The sequence below is a fragment of the Streptomyces sp. NPDC005263 genome (assembly GCF_042872365.1).
In the GTDB taxonomy this organism is placed as follows: Bacteria; Actinomycetota; Actinomycetes; order Streptomycetales; family Streptomycetaceae; genus Streptomyces.
The window spans coordinates 265,792-284,532 of record NZ_JBIAKJ010000001.1 but is presented as its reverse complement, the minus strand read 5'-3'; the positions used below and the strand labels follow the sequence as shown (position 1 = coordinate 284,532).

18 protein-coding genes and 1 pseudogene are annotated in these 18,741 nt (G+C 71.2%); 11 read left to right on the top strand and 8 right to left on the bottom strand.

The window, feature by feature from the left end:
* Positions 1 to 86: 86 nt before the first annotated feature.
* On the top strand, positions 87 to 572 hold the full coding sequence (locus ACFYRY_RS01335; RefSeq protein ID WP_389138827.1) for a pyridoxamine 5'-phosphate oxidase family protein: 486 nt from the start codon (positions 87 to 89) through the stop codon (positions 570 to 572).
* A 115-nt stretch (positions 573 to 687) separates the two neighbouring features.
* A complete protein-coding gene (locus ACFYRY_RS01330; protein WP_389138825.1) occupies positions 688 to 2,406 on the top strand; it encodes a GAF domain-containing protein in 1,719 nt (572 codons plus the stop codon).
* A gap of 9 nt (positions 2,407 to 2,415) precedes the next feature.
* Here ACFYRY_RS01330 and ACFYRY_RS01325 read toward each other — a convergent pair whose 3' ends face one another.
* Positions 2,416 to 2,904 (bottom strand): FMN-binding protein, encoded by a 489-nt coding sequence (locus ACFYRY_RS01325; RefSeq protein WP_389138823.1) that lies wholly within the window; start codon positions 2,902 to 2,904, stop codon positions 2,416 to 2,418.
* Positions 2,905 to 2,911: 7 nt separating this feature from the next.
* Positions 2,912 to 4,264: a ferric reductase-like transmembrane domain-containing protein gene (locus ACFYRY_RS01320; protein ID WP_389138821.1), complete on the bottom strand. Its 1,353-nt coding sequence runs from the start codon at positions 4,262 to 4,264 to the stop codon at positions 2,912 to 2,914.
* 230 nt (positions 4,265 to 4,494) lie between these two features.
* Between ACFYRY_RS01320 and ACFYRY_RS01315 the strand changes: the two genes are divergently transcribed.
* On the top strand, positions 4,495 to 5,253 hold the full coding sequence (locus ACFYRY_RS01315; RefSeq protein WP_389138820.1) for a response regulator transcription factor: 759 nt from the start codon (positions 4,495 to 4,497) through the stop codon (positions 5,251 to 5,253).
* Complete coding sequence (locus tag ACFYRY_RS01310; protein WP_389138818.1) at positions 5,250 to 6,785, top strand: sensor histidine kinase; 1,536 nt, start codon at positions 5,250 to 5,252, stop codon at positions 6,783 to 6,785. The genes ACFYRY_RS01315 and ACFYRY_RS01310 overlap by 4 nt, the downstream gene beginning before the upstream one ends.
* 17 nt (positions 6,786 to 6,802) lie before the next feature.
* Here ACFYRY_RS01310 and ACFYRY_RS01305 read toward each other — a convergent pair whose 3' ends face one another.
* The 5 genes and pseudogenes from ACFYRY_RS01305 to ACFYRY_RS01285 all read right to left on the bottom strand — a co-directional run bounded on the left by ACFYRY_RS01305 (position 6,803) and on the right by ACFYRY_RS01285 (position 10,921).
* Positions 6,803 to 7,450 (bottom strand): DUF4389 domain-containing protein, encoded by a 648-nt coding sequence (locus ACFYRY_RS01305; protein ID WP_389138816.1) that lies wholly within the window; start codon positions 7,448 to 7,450, stop codon positions 6,803 to 6,805.
* A 54-nt stretch (positions 7,451 to 7,504) separates the two neighbouring features.
* Entirely contained in the window at positions 7,505 to 8,089 is a 585-nt protein-coding gene (locus tag ACFYRY_RS01300) for a hypothetical protein (protein WP_389138814.1), read from the bottom strand.
* Positions 8,090 to 8,340: 251 nt separating this feature from the next.
* Positions 8,341 to 9,072: a hypothetical protein gene (locus ACFYRY_RS01295; RefSeq protein WP_389138812.1), complete on the bottom strand. Its 732-nt coding sequence runs from the start codon at positions 9,070 to 9,072 to the stop codon at positions 8,341 to 8,343.
* Positions 9,073 to 9,359: 287 nt separating this feature from the next.
* Positions 9,360 to 10,505 (bottom strand): annotated as a pseudogene (locus tag ACFYRY_RS01290) (RNA polymerase sigma factor).
* Between the two features lie 8 nt (positions 10,506 to 10,513).
* Positions 10,514 to 10,921 (bottom strand): YciI family protein, encoded by a 408-nt coding sequence (locus ACFYRY_RS01285; RefSeq protein ID WP_389138810.1) that lies wholly within the window; start codon positions 10,919 to 10,921, stop codon positions 10,514 to 10,516.
* A 195-nt stretch (positions 10,922 to 11,116) separates the two neighbouring features.
* On the opposite strand from ACFYRY_RS01285, the gene ACFYRY_RS01280 reads away from it, so the two are divergent.
* Entirely contained in the window at positions 11,117 to 11,638 is a 522-nt protein-coding gene (locus tag ACFYRY_RS01280; protein WP_389138808.1) for an ATP-binding protein, read from the top strand.
* A gap of 81 nt (positions 11,639 to 11,719) precedes the next feature.
* Here the strand turns inward: ACFYRY_RS01280 and ACFYRY_RS01275 are convergent, their stop codons facing one another.
* A complete protein-coding gene (locus ACFYRY_RS01275; protein ID WP_389138806.1) occupies positions 11,720 to 12,190 on the bottom strand; it encodes a DUF3592 domain-containing protein in 471 nt (156 codons plus the stop codon).
* Positions 12,191 to 12,985: 795 nt separating this feature from the next.
* Between ACFYRY_RS01275 and ACFYRY_RS01270 the strand changes: the two genes are divergently transcribed.
* The 6 genes from ACFYRY_RS01270 to ACFYRY_RS01245 are packed head-to-tail and all read left to right on the top strand — an operon-like array spanning position 12,986 to position 18,718.
* Positions 12,986 to 13,726 (top strand): TauD/TfdA family dioxygenase, encoded by a 741-nt coding sequence (locus tag ACFYRY_RS01270; RefSeq protein WP_389138804.1) that lies wholly within the window; start codon positions 12,986 to 12,988, stop codon positions 13,724 to 13,726.
* A gap of 20 nt (positions 13,727 to 13,746) precedes the next feature.
* Positions 13,747 to 14,169 carry an aspartate 1-decarboxylase gene (gene panD / locus ACFYRY_RS01265; RefSeq protein ID WP_389138802.1) on the top strand — a complete coding sequence of 141 codons (423 nt, stop codon included), beginning with the start codon at positions 13,747 to 13,749 and terminating at the stop codon, positions 14,167 to 14,169.
* The gene (locus ACFYRY_RS01260) at positions 14,166 to 15,536 is read left to right on the top strand and encodes a DUF6002 family protein (protein ID WP_389138800.1); all 1,371 of its coding nucleotides are present in this window, start codon (positions 14,166 to 14,168) and stop codon (positions 15,534 to 15,536) included. Before panD ends, ACFYRY_RS01260 begins: the two co-directional genes overlap by 4 nt.
* 37 nt (positions 15,537 to 15,573) lie before the next feature.
* A complete protein-coding gene (locus ACFYRY_RS01255) occupies positions 15,574 to 16,776 on the top strand; it encodes a hypothetical protein (protein ID WP_389138798.1) in 1,203 nt (400 codons plus the stop codon).
* Positions 16,773 to 17,894: a hypothetical protein gene (locus ACFYRY_RS01250; protein ID WP_389138796.1), complete on the top strand. Its 1,122-nt coding sequence runs from the start codon at positions 16,773 to 16,775 to the stop codon at positions 17,892 to 17,894. The genes ACFYRY_RS01255 and ACFYRY_RS01250 overlap by 4 nt, the downstream gene beginning before the upstream one ends.
* Complete coding sequence (locus ACFYRY_RS01245) at positions 17,891 to 18,718, top strand: methyltransferase domain-containing protein (protein ID WP_389138794.1); 828 nt, start codon at positions 17,891 to 17,893, stop codon at positions 18,716 to 18,718. The genes ACFYRY_RS01250 and ACFYRY_RS01245 overlap by 4 nt, the downstream gene beginning before the upstream one ends.
* Positions 18,719 to 18,741: the final 23 nt, after the last annotated feature.

Here is an 18,741-nt window from a genome sequence, read left to right as displayed (position 1 = left end):
ATGGCTGAGTTCTCCTCACCGCGTGAGCACGAACAGGTGAGCGGCGCCGAGCTGTCAGATGTGTCAGGTCAGAGACGAGAAGGCAGATGTACGCCGACGACGGATTCCGCGAACTCGACCGGCAGGAGTGCGCGCGCCTGCTGGTCCAGGCGCCCGTGGGGCGCATCGTGTACACGCGGCAGGCGCTGCCGGCCGTGCTGCCCGTCACCTTCTGCCTGGACCGGGACGGCGCGATCCTGGTGCGCACCTCGGCCTCCTCACAACTGGTGAGCGCGGTCGACGGCGCCGTGGTCGCCTTCGAGGCCGACGAGGTCGACACCACCGCCCACTGTGGCTGGAGCGTCGTGGTCACCGGGTCGGCCACCCTGGTGACCGACCCGGCCGAGCACGCACAGCTGCTGAGGACCGGCCCGCGTTCCTGGGCGCCGGCGCCGCAGGACGTCTTCGTGCGTATCGATCCGGAGTTGGTCACCGGGCACGAACTCTTCGGCGGACGCGCCCCGGACGGCGTGCACCTCCCTCCTGTCCCTCCTGAACCTCCGGCCGCCGAGGTGACCGCGAAGAGGCCGTGATCGACGACGCACGCGCACTCGGCCCGCTCCGCTACCACCCCCAGCCGCGGGCCATTACCGTGGCAATTGACCGGACCGGTGCCGTCCGCGCGTCAGGGGACCTGGAGGAGCGCAGGTGGGAAGCCTGGAGGATGCCCGCGTACGGCTGCCTCAGCTGCGGCTGGACGAACTGCTGGAGGAGCTGCAGGCCCGGCTGGACACGGCCCGCGGCACCCGGGACCGGGTGCACAGCCTGCTGGAGGCGGTGCTCTCGGTCGGCCGGGACCTGAACCTGGAGCAGGCGCTGTACAGCATCGTGGAGGCCGCGGCCACCCTGGTGGACGCCGAGTACGCGGCCCTGGGCGTGATCGGACCGGACGGCAAGCGGCTGTCCGCCTTCCACACCATCGGAGTCAGCCAGGAACAGATCGACCGGATCGGCCCCTTCCCGGAGGGGCACGGCATCCTCGGAGAACTGATCAGCCACCCCGAGCCCCTGAGGCTGGCGAAGATCTCCGAACACCCCTCCTCGTACGGCTTTCCGTCCCACCACCCGCCGATGAACACCTTCCTCGGCGTCCCCATCCGGGTGCGCGACCAGGTCTTCGGCAACCTGTACCTGACCGAGAAGCGGGGCGGGCTGCAGTTCGACGAGGAGGACGAGTCGGTGCTGGCGACCCTGGCCGTCGCGGCCGGCGTCGCGATCGACAACGCCCGCCTGTACGAGGAGTCCCGGCTGCGTGAGCGCTGGCTGAGAGCCAACGCGGAGATCACCCACAGCCTGATGTCCGGCCGGGCGCGCACCGAGGTCCTCGGCTTGATCGCCGAACGGGCCATCGAGATCACCGGGTCGGCGCTGGCGGCGGTCGCGCTGCCCATGGAGGACACCGGGTCGCTCGCCGTGGAGATCGCCGTCGGCATGGACGCGGAGGCGCACCGGGGGCTCGTCCTGCCCCTGGACAGGAGCCTCATGGGGCTCGCCTTCGCCGGCGCCGCACCGGTCACCAGCGAGGACGTCGGCCACGACGAACGGATCTCCCTGGAGCCGCCGCGCTTCGGGGGCCTCGGTCCCGCCGTGGCGGTGCCCATCGGCACGGGCGAGGTGGGTGCCCGAGGTGTGGTCCTGCTGGCGCGGGAAGCGGGCCGGGAGGCGTTCTCGCTGACGGAGACGGAGACCTTGCAGGCCTTCGCCGCGCAGGCCGCCGTCGCGATGGAGCTGGCGGAACGCCGCCAGGACGCCGAGCAGGTCGCCGTGCTCAAGGACCGCGACAGGATCGCCCGCGACCTGCACGACCTGGCGATCCAGCGGCTGTTCGCCACCGGTATGACCCTGCAGAGCGCGGGCCGCTTCATCGAGCACCCGGAGGCCGCCGAACGCGTGGCCCGGGCGGTGGACGACCTGGACGAGACCATCAAGATCATCAGAACGACGATCTTCGGCCTGCGTGCCCGCGAGGGCGCCGGGGAGGCCGGGCTGCGGGCCCGCACGGTACGGGTCGTCGGGGAGGCGACGCCGGTCCTGGGCTTCGCCCCCAGCGTGCGGATGGAGGGCCTGCTGGACACCGACGTGCCGAAGGAGGTCGCCGACCACCTGGTGGCGGTCCTGTTCGAGGCACTGACCAACGTCGCCCGGCACGCCCGTGCCGCCCGGGCCGAGGTGGTCCTGACCACCGACGGACGGGAGGTACGGCTGGCGGTCACCGACAACGGCGTCGGCATCCCGGCGGACGGCCGCCGCAGCGGCCTGAACAACCTGGCCGAGCGCGCCGAGCAACTGGGGGGCCGACTGGAGCTCGGCGAACCCGAGGGCGGCGGCACCACGCTGGTGTGGCGAGTGCCGGCGCGGAGGCGCTAGGCGCACTGATCACGAGCGGCCCGCGGCGTCCAGGGCCGACTGGAGTGACGCCTGATAGCCCTCGCTGGTGTACGTCGCACCGGAGACCGTGTCGATGTCGGCGCTCTGGGCGGTGAGCGCCTCTCTGGTCAGCTGCGGGACGGCGTACGCGTTGATCTGCTGGTCCCTCGGGTTCTCCTGCGGGTAGGTCACCGCGGTGACGTCGGTGATCTTCCCGTTCTTCAGGGTGACGCGGACCTGGACGGGGCCGTACCGGGTCTGGACCGAGTCCCCGGTGACGGTCCGGGTGCCCGTGGCCGAGCCGCTCGATCCACCCGACCCGGCCGTCTCCCCCGGGGAGCTCGAACTACTGCTGGACGGTGCCGGAGACGCTGCCAGCCCGGCGACGGACGGTGTCGTGTGCGGCTTCAGCGACAGCAACAGCACCATCCCGGAGACGGTGGCGGCACTCGCCAGCACGACGCGCCGCAGCGGACGGTTCTTCCTCAATGTGTGCAAGACGGCCTCACAGCTCGAAGGACTCGTGGTGGATACGACGCTCCGGGACCCCGGCGGTGCGCAGCTCCTCGTACAGGTCCTGCGCGAACCCGTGCGGGCCGCACAGGTACACGTCGTGGGCGTCCAGGTCGGGCACGGCCGCGCGCAGGGAGCGGGCCGTGAGGTCCGGGCGCCGGCCGTGCGGACCGTTGAGCGCGTAGAGCACCTTCGCCCCGCGCCACCGGGCGACGGCCTCCAGCTCGGCGCCCAGCGCGAGGTCCTCGGCCGTGCGGGCGCGGTACAGGAAGGTGACGTCGCCGGGCAGTGTCTCGAACAGGGCGCGCAGCGGGGTGACGCCGACCCCGCCCGCGATCAGCAGGGATTTGTGCGAGCTCTGCCGGTCCGCGGTCAGCGCCCCGTAGGGGCCCTCCGCCCACACCCGGGTGCCCGGCCGCAGCAGGCCGACGGCGGCACTGTGGTCGCCGAGCGCCTTGACGGTGATGCGCAGCAGCTCCGGACGCGGCGGCGCCGACAGGGAGTACGGCGTGGAGGTCCAGCGCATGCCCTCGGTGAGGAACCGCCAGCGCAGGAATTGCCCCGGCCGCGCGTCCATCTCGTGCAGCCGTCGACCACGAACGACGACGGAGTACACGCCCGGCGCCTCCCGGTGCACGGAGTCGACCCGCAGCCGGTGACGCAGGTTCAGCCGTACCGGGGCGAGGATCCTGAACCACACCACCAGGGCCGCGACGCCCAGGTACAGCGCGTACCAGGCGGCCTGAGCGGCCCGGTCGCCGGTGAAGTCGGACCCCAGGGCGAGCTGGTGGCCGAAGGAGAGGAAGACCGCGGCGTACGTGAGCAGGTGCACGTAGTACCAGAACTCGTGACCGACCCGGCGTCGCACCGCGCGGGCCGAGACCAGCCCGACCGCGAACAGGATGACGGCGCCCGCGGTGCCCTTGAGCATCTCCGGGTAGTCCAGGACCACGGTGAGCGTCTCGTGCAGGACCGAGGCGCTGTCCTGGGCGGCGTACCCGAGCAGGATGAGTACCACGTGGGCCACCAGCAGGCAGATCGTGTAGCGGCCCGCCCTCGCGTGCCAGCGCGCCACCCGGTCCGACCCGATCCGCCGCTCCAGGATCGGGACGCGGGCCATCAGACCGACGAGGACGGCGCAGGCGTACCCGCACAGCAGACCCGCGATCCGCCCGGCCCCCGTCAGCCACCCCGCGGTGCCCACGACCGACCCCGTGTCGTACCACCACATGGCGATCATGGCGGCGGCGCCGCCCCACAGGGCGGCGAGTACCGGGCCGGCGGGGGAGTGCCGTGGCGCGGGAGGCGCCGGGGCGACCCTTTGTCGCGCGTACGCCGTCGTCATCCGTATGTCCCTTCGGCTGTCCGTACGTCCCTGTGGCCGTCCGGGAGGACACTGTGCCGACGCAACTTCTGAGCCCGCTCTCAGCGCGCAGTCGGCTGCGTGGGCCGCGCCGCAGGTCAGAAGGGCCGCCGGGCCAGTCGGAGCCGACGGACGGTGTGGCGGACTCACAGCGAACTCAGAGGTCGGCGAAGCGGCCCGGGACGCGGCGAGACCGCATCCTGGTACCTGAGATGAACACTCCCCGCCACCGCGGCTCCGGCCGCCCCGCTCTGACCCGGACCGACGGCACCCCGCTCCGGGTCCTCGTCGTCGACGACGACCCCGACCTCGCGGAGGTCCTCTCCGGTGCCCTGCGCTACGAGGGCTGGGAGGTACGCACGGCCGGAGACGGCGTCTCCGCCCTCGCCGAGGCACGCGCGCTGCTGCCCGACGCGGTCGTCCTCGACGTCATGCTCCCGGACACCGACGGCTTCGCCGTGCTGCGCTCGCTGCACGCGGTGCGCCCCGACGTGTGCGTGCTCTTCCTGACCGCACGGGACGCCGTCGAGGACCGCATCGCGGGCATCACGGCGGGCGGCGACGACTACGTGACCAAACCGTTCAGCCTGGAGGAGGTCGTGGCCCGCCTGCGCGGGCTGCTGCGCCGTGCCGGCATGGCCCGGCAGCCCGGAGACGGGGAGGACGGGTCGCGGCTGACCGTCGGCGACCTCGTCATGGACGAGGAGGCCCGTGAGGTCACCCGCGCCGGCGAACTCATCGAGCTGTCCCCGACGGAGTTCGAACTGCTGCGCCTGCTCATGCGCAACCCGCGACGCGTGCTCAGCAAGGCACAGATCCTCGACCGCGTATGGTCCTACGACTTCGGCGGGCAGGCCCATGTCGTCGAGCTGTACATCTCCTACCTGCGCAAGAAGGTGGATGCGGGCCGCCCGCCGATGATCCACACAGTGCGCGGCGCCGGTTACGTGCTCAAGCCGGTGGCCCGGTGAGGGCGGGGCCGCGGCAGCGACCCGCGCGCGACCCGGTCCGGCCCGGGGCGAGCCGGTGGCCGAAACGCCTCCCCTGGCCGCACACGCTGCGGGCACGACTGACCGCCGGGCTCGTCGTGCTGCTCGCGGTCAGCTGCGCGGCCGTCGGGGTGGCGGCGGTGGTGGAGCTGAACGGCTTCCTCACCGGCCGGCTCGACCAGCAGCTGCGCGAGACGGGCGCACGGTTCCCGGCCAGCCTGGAGCACGGCGGGAACCGGCCGCCGGACCATGACGGCGACGAAGGGGGCGACGGGGACACCCGCCGTCAGACCGTCGGCACCTTCGGCGCACGACTGGTCGGCGACACCGTCACCAACTCCGCGGTGGTCGCGTCCGGCAGCGGCACCGGCACCGTGCCCGTCTCGCTCGGCGCCGAGGACACCAGAAGACTCGCGGGGCTGCCGGCCGACGGCAAGGGGCACACGACCCGTCTCTCCTCCCTGGGCGAGTACCGGGTGATGGCGGCCCACGGGCAGGACGGTGACGTCCTGATCACCGGGCTGCCCATGGAGCCCGTGGAGGCCACCGTCCACCGGCTGGAACTCGTCGCCGCGGTCGTCTTCGGCGCGGCGCTCGCCGTGGCCGGCGTCGCGGGAGCGCTGTGGGTGCGCTGGTCGCTGCGGCCGCTCAGCAGAGTGGCCGCGACCGCCACCCGGGTCAGTGAACTACCGCTCTCCAGCGGCGAGGTGGCGCCCGCCCCACGCGCGCCCGAGAGCGACCCCCGCAGCGAGGTCGGACGCGTCGCCGGCGCCTTCAACGCGATGCTCGGCCACGTCGAGGACGCACTCACCAAACGGCACGCGAGCGAGGAACGGCTGCGCAGCTTCGCCGCCGACGCCAGTCACGAGCTGCGTACGCCCGTGGCATCGGTGCGCGGTCACGCGGAACTGGCGCTGCTGCACCCCGGCCCGGTGCCGGCGAAGGTGGTGCGGGCGCTGGAGCGGATCGAGGCCGAGGCGGCCCGCATGGGCGAGATGGTCGACGACCTGCTGCTCCTCGCCCGCCTCGACGCGGGCCGCCCCCTGGAGCGCCTTCCCGTCGACCTGACCCGCCTGGTCCTGGACGCGGTGACCGACGCGCAGGCCGCGGGCCCCGGACACCGCTGGACGCTGGAACTGTCCGAGGAGCCGGTGACGGTGCCGGGCGACGCCCACCGGCTCCAGCAGGTGCTGGCCAACCTCCTGGCCAACGCACGCCTGCACACACCACTCGGCAGCACGGTGACCATCTCGCTCGAGACCGAGGACGACACGGCCGTGCTGAAGATCCACGACGACGGGCCGGGCGTCGCCCCGGACGTGCGGCCCAAGGTCTTCGAACGCTTCACACGCGCGGACCGCCGCCGCACCGAGGACGCGGGCGGCGGCACCGGCACCGGCCTCGGACTGTCGATCGTGGCAGCGGTGGCGGAGGCCCACGGCGGAAACGTCACCCTCGCGAGCCGCCCGGGATCGACCACCTTCGCCGTACGGCTCCCCACCGGCACCGGATGACGGGAAGCCGCCGCACTTCACGCGGGCTCCGAGCCGCCCTGGTCGAGTCGGAACGGTGGGTAGGCATCGGTCATCAGAGTGGCGTAGGCGCACACTCGCAGGACCCACCGGTCGAGGCCGATGATGAAGTCGAACAGGTCCTTCGGATACTTCTCGGTGAACGCCAGGATCACGGCCGCGATGACCGTCAGCAGGGTGATCAGCCCGCCGGACCACCAGCCGAGGTGGGCGCCGCCGAGGAAGAAACCGATGACCATGTACTGCGGGATGGCCAGCAGCCACCACTTCACCAGCACCAGCCCGCGGGACAGGCGCTCCGGGTAGGCGATGTCCAGCCGTGCCGGGTAGTCCGGTTCCTCGCCCAGGCTGAACGGCGGGTAACGGTCGGTTCCCAGGGCGTCGTACGAGTAGTAGGCGACCCGCCAACTCCAGCGCAGAACACCCAGGTTGAAGTCGAACAGGGCGCGGGGATAGCGCTCGGTGAACAGGATGGCGAAGAACGCGATCACGGTCACCACGGTGAAGGCGATCCAGAGGAAGAACAGCACCACATAGTGCGGAATCGCGAGAAGCCACTTCACGAGCCACAGCCATCGGGACAGCGGCGAGTCGATACGCGCGTACACCCGGACCGGCCGGTTCGGGACTCCCACCGGAGTCGTCATGGTCATCAGCTCCTTCGCGGATGTCGTCCTGCGCAACCGGCGACCGTGCCCGCATCATCTGGCCTTGCGCCCCCACTGCGGTCCCACCTGGGCCCACTCACGGCTCCATTCCTCGTAACGCCCCTGGTCGAGCCGCCACCGCGCGAAGCGTCCGGCAGCGAACGTCAGCCCTCCGAAGGTGAGTGCGGCCCCCGTGCCGAGCAGGGCCGCCTCGGCGGCCGCCGCACCCGTGGTCGGCGGCTTCGCGGCCAGCTGACCCCGGCTGTCCGTCCAGATCACGACCCCTGATCCGGGCTTGTGCCCGGAACCCACCAGCGTCCAGCCGGTACGGGGGGAGCCGTCCGACGCCGTCCAGCGGACTTTCGCCCGGACACGCTCGGATGCGCCGGCCTCCCCCGTCGGTACCGGTTCGGCCCTGCTCTTCACGAGGACGGCCGCGACCGCGTGGCGCTCGCGCCGCAGTTGGGCGAAGGACTCCTCCGCCGCGTGCCCCGCCACCAGGCCGGCGAGGATGCCGCCCGCCGCGATGACCGTCCAGACGACCAGGACGATCCAGGCTTCGACGATGTCCGCGCGCCGACGCAGCGGATTGCTCCGCCACCGCCACCACCTCTGCGTCGTTCGCGTGGCCTCGCGCATGGGACTGCACCTCCTCGTCGTCCCTGAGAGGAAGGTGACACCCGGGAACGAGTGGTGGCTGGGGCCGAACGGGCGGCATGACGGGCCGACCGGTACACCCCTCACACCCAGCCTTGGCCGGTTCGCCCTCACGCGCAAGCGCTGACCGGCACCACCGGACCGAACACGGCGGCGCTACCGCGGGACACCTGTCGCGGTGCGTGGTCGGCTCGTCCCCAGCGCGTGCTCGCGCGAGCACGCGACGCGCGGTCCTACCGCGGTCGCATCAGGTCCAAGTCCGCACCCCACGCGTCCAGCACCGCGCCGTGACCGGCCCGGCGTGTCACCGCCTCGACCTGGGCGAACAGCCGACGCTGCGCCCATACATCGCCCTTCGTCGAGATGCGGTCCACGGCGTCGAGCAGCAGGCCGGTGTCCCAGCCGGGCAGCGGGCGACGGTCAAGCTCCCACCGCAGATACTTGTTGTAAGGGCGGGGGCGACGGTCGAGAGCGAAAAGCAGCTCCAGCAGGAACCGGAGGCTGTCGGCGGCGTCCAGCCGGGCCGCGAGCGCATGCCCGTCGCGGTCGTTCTTGACCGAGCGGTAGAGGGAGTTGGCGTAGGCATCGAGCCACCCGCCGGCCTCCCGGAAGGCCTCCGCGGCGTCGAGCCGTGCCATGCCCGCCAGGATCCAGGCGATGCCTCCGTCGAGCCGGTCGAGCACGACGCGGGCATGGGCGAGGGCGTACCGCTCGAAACCTCCGGCGCCGCGGAACTCCTCGAGGGAGAGAACGACGAGGTCGAGATCCGGGGCGCGGTGCCCCGTGAACCGGGTGAGGTCCGTCGTCGCGCCATCGGCGAGGACGGCGTACAGGTCATGGTCGGAGTACTCGGTGGTCATGCCCTCGTGGGCCCGGGAACCCTTGAGGACGAGGCCGAGGACAGCTGGGTCAGCGGCGGCGAGTTCGACGAACGCGTCGTAGCCGAGGGGTTGCTGAGCAGTCATCACGTGATCTCCGGCGGCGTGCGGACGGGTATGCCGACCTTGCGACCGGTGGCCCCACCTGGGTCGGGGCCACCCGTACCGTCTGCGACGGCGCTCGGCCGCCGCCCGGGAGATCAACGCACGTGCGGACTCTACCGCCGGCCCGGCCGCAAGGTCTCGGTATTCCCCGGCAGCAGGTCCGAACGACCCGACGTCCGCAACATGAACTCCGTGTCGGGCCGGACCTCCGGAGCAGATCGCGTGGCACCGTCTCGTTCCCTGTGCGGGAGAAACCCGAGCGTGGCGCGTCAGCGAGACCGCTTGGCGTTGAGCCGGGCGGCCTGGCGCGTCAGGTGGTCGCGCTCGGCGAGGTTGGGTGCCTTCTGGGCCGCCTCGGCGTACAGGCGAGCCGCCGTGGCCAGGTCGCCGTCGCGCTCGTGCAGTTAGGCCGCCACCGCGGCGTGGCGCGGCAGTGACTCGTCCAGCGCCGCGAGCGCCCGCAGGCCGGCGCGTGGTCCGTCGGCCTCGCCGACGGCCACCGCGCGGTTGAGGCGGACGACGGGGCTGTCGGTCAGGCGGGCGAGTTCGTCGTACCACTCGACGATCTGCACCCAGTCGGTCTCCTCGGTGGTGGGCGCGTCCGCGTGGAGTGCCGCGATGGCGGCCTGCGCCTGGAACTCGCCCAACTGGTCGCGGGCGAGGGCCGCCTGCAGGATCTCGACGCCCTCGGCGATCGCCCGGGTGTCCCAGCGGCCGCGGTCCTGCTCGGCGAGCGGCACCAGGCTGCCGTCGGGTGCGGTCCGGGCGGCGCGCCGGGCGTGGTGGAGCAGCATGAGGGCGAGCAGCCCCGCCACCTCGGGGTGGTCGATCGCGGCCGCGAGCTGCCGGGTGAGCCGGATGGCCTCGGCGGCGAGGTCGATGTCGCCCGAGTAGCCCTCGTTGAAGACCAGGTAGAGGACGCGCAACACGGTGGCGACGTCGCCGGGCCGGTCGAACCGTACGGCGGAGACGGTGCGCTTGGCCCGGCTGACGCGCTGCGCCATGGTCGCCTCGGGTACCAGGTAGGCCTGGGCGATCTGGCGGGTGGTCAGCCCGCCGACGGCGCGCAGCGTGAGCGCGACCGCGGACGACGGCGTCAGTGACGGGTGGGCGCACAGGAAGTAGAGCTGGAGCGTGTCGTCCACCGCGGGCGCGGGCCCGGGCGCCGGCTCCTCGTCCACGAGGTCCTCACGCCGACGGCGGGCGGCGTCCGCCCGGGTCGCGTCGAGGAACCTGCGCCAGGCCACGGTGACCAGCCAGCCCTTCGGATCCCGCGGCGGGTCGGCCGGCCAGACGCGGACCGCCTCGACCAGCGCGTCCTGTACGGCGTCCTCGGCCGCCGCGAAGTCGGCTCCGCGGCGGACGAGGATCCCGAGCACGCCCGGTGTGAGGCTCCGGAGCAGTACCTCGTTCACTTCGGAGGTCACTCCGTGATGGTGGGCGGCGCGGACAGGAACGGGCGCAGCTCCAGCCACTCGTGGATCGGCTTGCCGCCCGCCCCGGGCGCGGCCGACAGTTCCCCGGCCAGCTCGACGGCGCGCTCGTAGCTGTCGACGTCGATCACCATCCAGCCGGCGATGAGGTCCTTGGTCTCGGCGAACGGGCCGTCGGTGACCGGCGGGCGGCCCTCGCCGTCGTACCGGACGAAGGTCCCCTCGGGGGCGAGCGCCTGGCCGTCGACGAACTCGCCGGTCTTCTCGAGCCGGTCCGCGAAGTCCTGCATGTACCTGATGTGGGCCGTGATCTCCTCCTGGGTCCACTGGTCCATGGGGACGTCGTTGACCGCAGCCGGGGCGCCGCGGTAGTGCTTGAGCAGCAGGTACTTGGCCATCGTGGTTCTCCTCGGTGCGCGTGCGGCCCATTGTGGTCGCGTTCGAAGCGGGGACGGAGCCGGACACGTGTTCTCGACATCCCCGCCGGATTTTTCTTCGGCTTTTTCGACGGCCCTCGCAGAACCTTCGCCTGTGTCGGTTCTGTGACATGAACCGCGTCCACCGCGGACCGGACATCGCTAACGTCAGGCCCCATGATCGTATGGCTCAACGGCACCCATGGCGCCGGCAAGACGACGACCAGTGCACTCGTCCAGCAACTCCTCCCGGATTCAAGGGTGTTCGACGCCGAGAAGGTCGGTGAGACGCTCATGGACATCACGCCCGGGCTGCCGGCGACGAACAACTTCCAGCACTGGCCGCCGTGGCGGCCCCTCGTCGTCGAGACCGCTCACCGCGTACTCGACTACACCGGCGGCACCCTGGTGATGCCGATGACCGTCCTGGTCGAGGAGTACTGGCGCGAGATCAGCTCAGGCCTCGCCCAACACGCCATCCCGGTACGGCACTTCGTCCTCCACGCCGACCAGGACACGCTCCGGGGGCGCATCGAGGGGGACACGGATCTTGGCCCCTCCTCCTTCCGCCTCGCCTACCTGGAGCCCTACGCCAAGGCGGCCCGGACCTGGCTGCACGCCGAAGCCGAGGTCATCGACACCACGCACCTCACACCCGCCCAGGCCGCCCTGCGGATCGCGGAGGCCGTCAAGAGCTGAGGTCGCTCTGGCGGAGCGCCGCCCCATGCTGACCGCCACACCTGGCGGTACAGGCGGTGTCGGCTGTCCCGGACCCGCGGCTCAGGAACGCCCACGCCTCCACAACGCGACCGTCGTGCCGATCCCCGCGAACAGCACCCCGATCCCACTGAAGATCAGCGGCAGCAGCCACAACGAGGCGAACCCGTTGATCCGCGCGTCCCCGGGGGAATCGGCGCGATACAGCACCTCGACCCGTTCGCCCTCCTCGTACGACGGTGGATTGGAACCCGTCGAGTTCCGGAACGTCTGCCGCGTGCCGTCCGCCGGCGTGAACTCCACAACCGGGTACGCCACGGGCTGGTTGTTCGCACGATGCTTGCGGGATGCACTGCTGTGGTCGTCGCGCCACTCCAGCGCCACCACTGTGCCCCGGGCGCGCTGCGCATCCGACAGGAACGAGGCCGACACCCCCGCCATGATCAGCCCGATGACCAAGAACAACGACCCGAACCCGATCGTTGCGAACGCGATCCACTGGCGGGCACCCCACCCACGCACCTGAAACTGCACGCTGTCCCTCTCACTTTGCCTTAGTGAGAAGGACGCTATCCCAAGTCGGAAGGACGCTGCCCCAGGTACGCCGGTCGCGCTCTCCAGCCCCGGTGGGCTCTCCCGCCGGCGTTCGTCCATGCCCGCCATGAGGGCCTGGTGGCTGCGGCGGACATGTTCCCGCATCCGTCCGGACCGGTGGCGATGCCCGGACCTTCGCGTGCGGCCAGTGGTGGAGCCGTCGCCTCCGTAAGTAGAAAGCCATGGGTGACACGTGCGGAAGACGTGCGGGTCTCGGCTCGCGGGCCTGCGCGGACGCAGAACGAGGCCCGATGAGGCAAACGGATGAGACCGATAATTCGGGATGAAGAGGGCGCTGACTGCCTCATGCGCAGGGGGAGTGACATAGGAGCGTTTCGGTCGTCATTGGCGGCTCTCCCGTCCCGCCCGGCGAACGAACTCACACGCGGCGACCAGGCTCTCCAACCGGCGTGACACCGGGTAACGCCTGTCCGGGGATCGACCGGAACTCGGCCGTTAGGGAGGCGAGTTGGGGGAGAAACGGGGCTTCCTGCTCCGGTGGGCGTGTGGCACTGTTCCCTTGCCGTCGACACCACGTGACACAGGGCCACCGGCTACCGATGCCATGTGTGCCCGACGGCCCCGCGCGCCCCGTCACGGATGCCCTCCGTCGGCACGCGCACCGGTCCGGGGACGCCTGAGCCGTGTCATGTCCGGCGCCACCACAGCAGGCGCCGGCGGCAGGACAGCCACCCGCCGGACCACCCCTACCCGACAACCCGTACGGAGGAGTTCATGGCGCATTCCCCCGTCAGCATCCTGTCGCAGCTCGACTTCAACGGTCAGCCGTTGCAGGAAGAGCTGCTGCTGCGGACCTTCCACCAGCTCATGGACGAGCACGGCTACGTGCTCCTGTGCAACGTGACCGAGGAGTTCGACCCCGTGCGCTTCTGCCGGGGACTCGGTGACTTCGTACCCAACTACACCGGCGCCGTGGTGGGAGACGTACGTCCGGAACCAGGCATGGACGACGTCTACCACGCGGGAAACACCCGCCCGCTCACCCCGCACTCCGAAGGCTACGACTTCGCCATCACACCGCCGCACTACATCGCCCTGTGGTGCGTCACACCGGCGAACGGGCCCGGCGGAGAGACCACCCTCATGGACACCCGACCCCTGGTGGACACGATGTCCGAACAGGAGCGGCAGCACTTCCTGACGACGGACTACGCGTGGAAGACCACGGAGGGCGTGCAGCGGCTCGGCCTCGACCTGCACACGCAGCACCCGATCCTGGAGGAGCACGCCAAGGGACGCATCGTGCGGTTCAGTTGCAACAACCTGATCCGCGACGAGGACGACCCGGTGGCGGAGTTGCAGGTCCGCTGGCACAAGACCTTCGAGCGCGATCACGTCGCCATCGACTACCGCCGGCGCGACATGTTGGTCTGGGACAACTGGCGCCTGCTGCACGCGCGCAATGCCTTCAGTGACCGCAACCGCCACCTGCGCCGCATCCAGATCGCCGGCTGACGACTCCGACAGGAGCAACCATGTACCGGACCATGTTGCACAGCAAGATCCACCGTGCCACCGTCACTCAGGCGGACCTGCACTACGTCGGCTCGGTGACCATCGACCGCACACTGATGGACGCGGCCGACCTGCTGCCCGGCCAGCAGGTCGACATCGTCGACATCAACAACGGCAACCGGCTCACCACGTACGTCATCGAAGGTGAACGAGACAGCGGCATCATCGGGATCAACGGCGCCGCGGCCCGGCTGATCTCACCCGGCGACCTCGTCATCATCATCGGCTACCAGATGCTGAGTGACGACGAGGCCCGCGCGATCCGCCCCCACATCGTCTTCGTGGACCAGCACAACCAGCCCGTCATCACCGGGCACGACCCCGCCGAAGCCCCCGTCGCGGAACTGACCCGCGGCGACCTGCTGCACGGGGTCGCCCGATGACGACCACGACCCACGCCTCGGACCTTTCTGACGCCACCGCCTCCCAGGGCACGGTCTGCACCGCGTCACTCGCCCGCTACGACCGCGAACTGCGCGAGATCCTGGCAGCTGCCGCCGCCACCTCCACGAGCGCGGGATTCGCCCCTCGTTGGGAACTGCCCGAGCCCAGCCCCGCCCTTGAGCGGTTCTTCGCCCCGTCCACGGTCAGCGCCCACGAACTCGGCCGGCGGACAGGCGTCAGCATCGGCTTGCTCAACCTGATGCACAACCCGCGAACCCGCACGACCAAGACCTTCGCCTCCCTGATCATCGTCGCCCGCGCGGTCGCCCACATCAGGCGCACCGGTGAAGCGATCATGATCGTCACTCCGTCCAGCGCCAACAAGGCCACCGCGCTCCGTGACGCGGTACTGCGCGCTCACGAGACAGGCCTGGCGACGGAGGAGGAACTGCGCATCGTCTCCGTGGTGCCGTCCGTCTCCGCCGCCAAACTGTGGGATTCCCCGCTGACTCGGGAGGGCGGAGTGCGCCGGGCCAACCCGGTCGCGGTGCTGCGCGCAGACGACCCCGGACACGTCAAACACCTCGCACGAACTGTGGTGGACGAGGAAGCGGAGGCCCTGTTCGCCGCGGCGGGCATCCGGTTGTGGCACACGCTCGACCTCGCCAACTACATGGTCGCCGACGCGGTGAGGGCCCTCTTCGAACGGGACAGCCTGCCGCACCGTCCCCGCATCCACGCCCACTCGGTGTCCAGCGCGTTCGGACTCCTCGGGCACTTTCACGGCCAGCAGTGGCACACCGGCCGCGAATGGCCCGCGGAAGGCGCCGGCTACTTCCTCGTCCAGCACCTCGGCACCCCGGACATGGTGGCCAGCCTGTACCACGACCGGTTCGACTACCGGCCCCGCTGGAGGAACAGCGGCGGACTGGTGGTCCAGGACGAGGACCCGCGTTTCCCGTTCGCCGCCTACGCTCCGGACGAACAGCTCGACCCGACCTTCTACACCCGTACACCGGCCACCTCGCCGCGGATGAACGAGATCATCCGCCGTCAGGGCGGCGGTGGCATCGTCGTCTCACTGGCGGAGTGCCTCGAGCGCTACCCCGCGATCCGTGAACTGCTCGCGCCGCACGAGGTGGAGCTGCCCGCCGACCCGCGACGACTGCGGGAATGGTCGTTGGTGATGGCTCTCACCGGCGTGCTCAACGCCATCGACCGTGGCCTGCTCACGCATTCCGAGGTTCTGGTGCATGCCTCCGGTTCGTACCACACCGGAGACTTCCGTCCCGCGTCGTTCGACCACCTCACGCCCGTCGACTCGGTCGACGACCTGCGTGCCCTGGTGCGGAGGGCAGCCGCCTGACACCGGCACCCGCTTCTTTCCCAGAAGGAAGACACCCGTGACAGCCCTCTTCTCACCCGAACTGCACGCCGCTACGACCGACTCGGCACCGACGGACAACCACCGCGCCGCCTCGGCGGTCCGCTCCAGGCTGGCCTACACCTGGAACAACAGCCCGCACGTCGGATGGCGTACCGCCCGCCGAGTGTGCGACACCGCTTCCCGCACGGTGAACGCGACGATCTCACACGGCCCGCCGGGAGAACCCGTCATCGCCTATCTCGGCCTTCCGCAGGGAGAGGCCAACATCCTGCAACTCATGGAACACCAGCGGGCCCAGCTCGGCGTACCCGTCGTGGAGCGCAGGAGGGAACGGGGCGGCTGGCAGCAGCTGGCAGCCGGCCGGTTTCCGCAGGCCGATCTCGTGGTGGTGGGCGCGGACAGCAGCCGGATCGGACGACTGCCCGCGGGCGGGGCCGTCACCGCCCCCTTCCGCGTGCACCTGGTGGTCGATGTACCCGACACGGCGGACGAGTTGCAGCGGCAGATCTCCCGCCGCGAACGGTGGGAGTTCAACCGCAACCAGCGTCGGCACGAGTGGCGGCTGGAGGAGGACTCGTCCTCCGCGGCGCTGGACTTCTTCTACTGGCGCATGCACCGACCCACCATGTGGCGACGGCACGGCGACCGCAGCCGCAGCGAGAGCGCGGAGGTGGCAAGGCACGCCATCCTTCCGCACGGCACACTGCTGTTCGTCACCAGCGGCAACCGGCGGGTGGCCGGCGTGCTGTGCCACTGGTCCGCGGATGGCCGGACACTGACGACCCGGTTGCTGGGTGTGCTGGACGGCGACGAACAGCACTACGCGGACGGGGCGTTCAAGGCGGTCTACCACCTGCTGCTGCGATGGGCCCGCGAACACCGGGTGCCGCACGTGGACTTCTTCGGCACCGAGGCTTTTATGAGCAAGGGCATCTTCCAGTGGAAGCGCAAGTTCGCCCCCAGGGTCGTGCCGCCCCCCAATCACTTCGCCCACAAGCAGATACGCCTCTACATCCGCCGGGACACCCCACGCGTGCGCGACCTGTTGGTGGCCAATCCGCTGCTGTGCTGGGTTCCGGGGCCGGGCGGGCAGCGACTGGTGCCCACCTACTTCACGGATGCGCGGCGTCCGCCCCGGCTGGACCTCAGCGCCCGCTGCCCGGGCCTGCCCGAACCGCGCCTGCTGGACATCGACGCCCTCCTGGGAGAGAGCCGGTGAGCGCGCCGAGCATCGCGGTGGCGGGCACCGGCGCCTTCGCCGGAGCGCTGGTGCGCGCGCTGGCCCGGCACCCAGAGCCACTCGCCCTGCATGTCCTCAGCTCCGACGGGCGACGCGCCCAGGACCTCGGGGAACTGGCACGCGACCACGCGGCACTGGGAGGCGCGCCCACCACCTGCGAGGCCCACCACGCCGATCCCCGTCAGGCGGACGGGATCGAGCGACTGCTGCACCGTGTCCGGCCGACCGCGCTGGTGGTCTGCACCTCGGAACACAGTCCCGCCGAGCGCACCACCGACCCGTCGGCCTGGACCGCTCTGCTGGCAGACGCGGGATTCGGCCTGACGCTGCCCCTGCAAGCCGCGCACGCGGTGCGCTACGCCCGCGCCTGCGAGCGGGCCGCGCCCGACACCGTACTCGTCAACGCGTGTTTCCCCGACGCCGTGAACCCCGTGCTCGCGGCCCTCGGCGCCCCGGTGATGTGCGGGCTGGGCAATGTCGCCACGCTGGCCGCCGCGTTGTGCACGCGGCTCGACGTGGACGACCCACGGCGACTGCACCTGCTTGCCCACCACGCCCACCTGCACACGCCCCCCTCGGCGGCGCAGGAGGCGCGGGGCTGGCTGGACGGCACGGCCACCGATGTGGCCGCTCAACTCGAAGCGGTCCGTCACCGCGGCCGTGCCCAGCTGAACGAGGTGGGCGCGGTGGCGGGCGCCGCTCCGCTCGCCGCGCTGGTGGGTGCCGGGCCGGAGTACCACGGCCACCTGCCGGGGCCGGCCGGACTGCCGGGCGGATATCCCGTGACAGTGGGCCATCGCCGCGTCGAACTGCGGCTCCCTGCCGGTCTGTCACACCGCGAGGCCATCCAGTGGAACACCGACCGCGGCCGACTCGACGGGACGGCGGTCGGCTCGGACGGAACCGTCCGGCTGGAGGCGCCCGCACTGGCGGCGCTGCGCCGTCACTGGTCCGACGCCCCCGACCTGTGGACGCCGTCCGATCTGCCGCAGGTGCACGACACCCTGCGACGGCTGCGGACCCGGCTGCGTTCGCTGCCGGCCCCCGCGTCCCCCGCCCCTTCCCCGCCTCCCTCTCTCCAAGGAGCCACCCCGTGACCGTGGCAGACCAGTACCTGATGGGCGCCGCCTCCAGCGAGCTGGACCGGATGCTGTTCCAGGGCGAGTTGTTCCGCCCGGAGGCCGAGCGGCTGCTGGCCCGGTGTGGTCCCGGCCCCGGCGCCCGGGCTCTCGATGTCGGCTGCGGTCCGCTGGGCATTCTGGACCTGCTGGCCGAACGCGTCGGACCCGGCGGCGAGGTGGTCGGGTTGGACGTACAGGCCGAGATGCTGCAACGCGCCGGGCTGGAGATCGACCACCGCGGCCTGGGACAGGTGCGTCTGGTGCACGGTGACGCCGCGGAGAGCGGCGAGAGCCCGGGCAGCTTCGACTTCGTCCACACCCGACTGGTGCTGATGAACGTTCCCCACTCGGATGCCGTCCTGCGGGAAATGGTCGCGCTGACCCGGCCGGGTGGCACCCTCGTCGTCCAGGACGTGGACTGGGTCACTCGGCTGTGCGACCCGCCGCACCCGGCATGGGACCGGCTGGTCGAGGTGATCGCCGAACTGTGGCGGCTCAACGGGATGGACGTCCGTCTCGGCCGCCGACTGCCGCGCCTGCTGCGGGAGGCCGGACTGGTGGACGTACACGTGGATGCCTCCGCACGGGTGTTCCAGCCCGACCACCCCTACCAGACCCTGCTGGTGGACCGGGCGGAGCTCTGCCGGGACTCCCTGGTGAACCGCGGACTGATCACCGCCGACGAACTCGACGGATGCGTCACCGACTTGCGGCACCACCTGGAGTCACCGGGCACCGTGGTCGTTCACCCCTTGCTCTTCCAGGCCTGGGGGCAGCGCCCGCAGCACCCCACCGTCTGACCGTCCAGCTCTGGAAAGGGAAG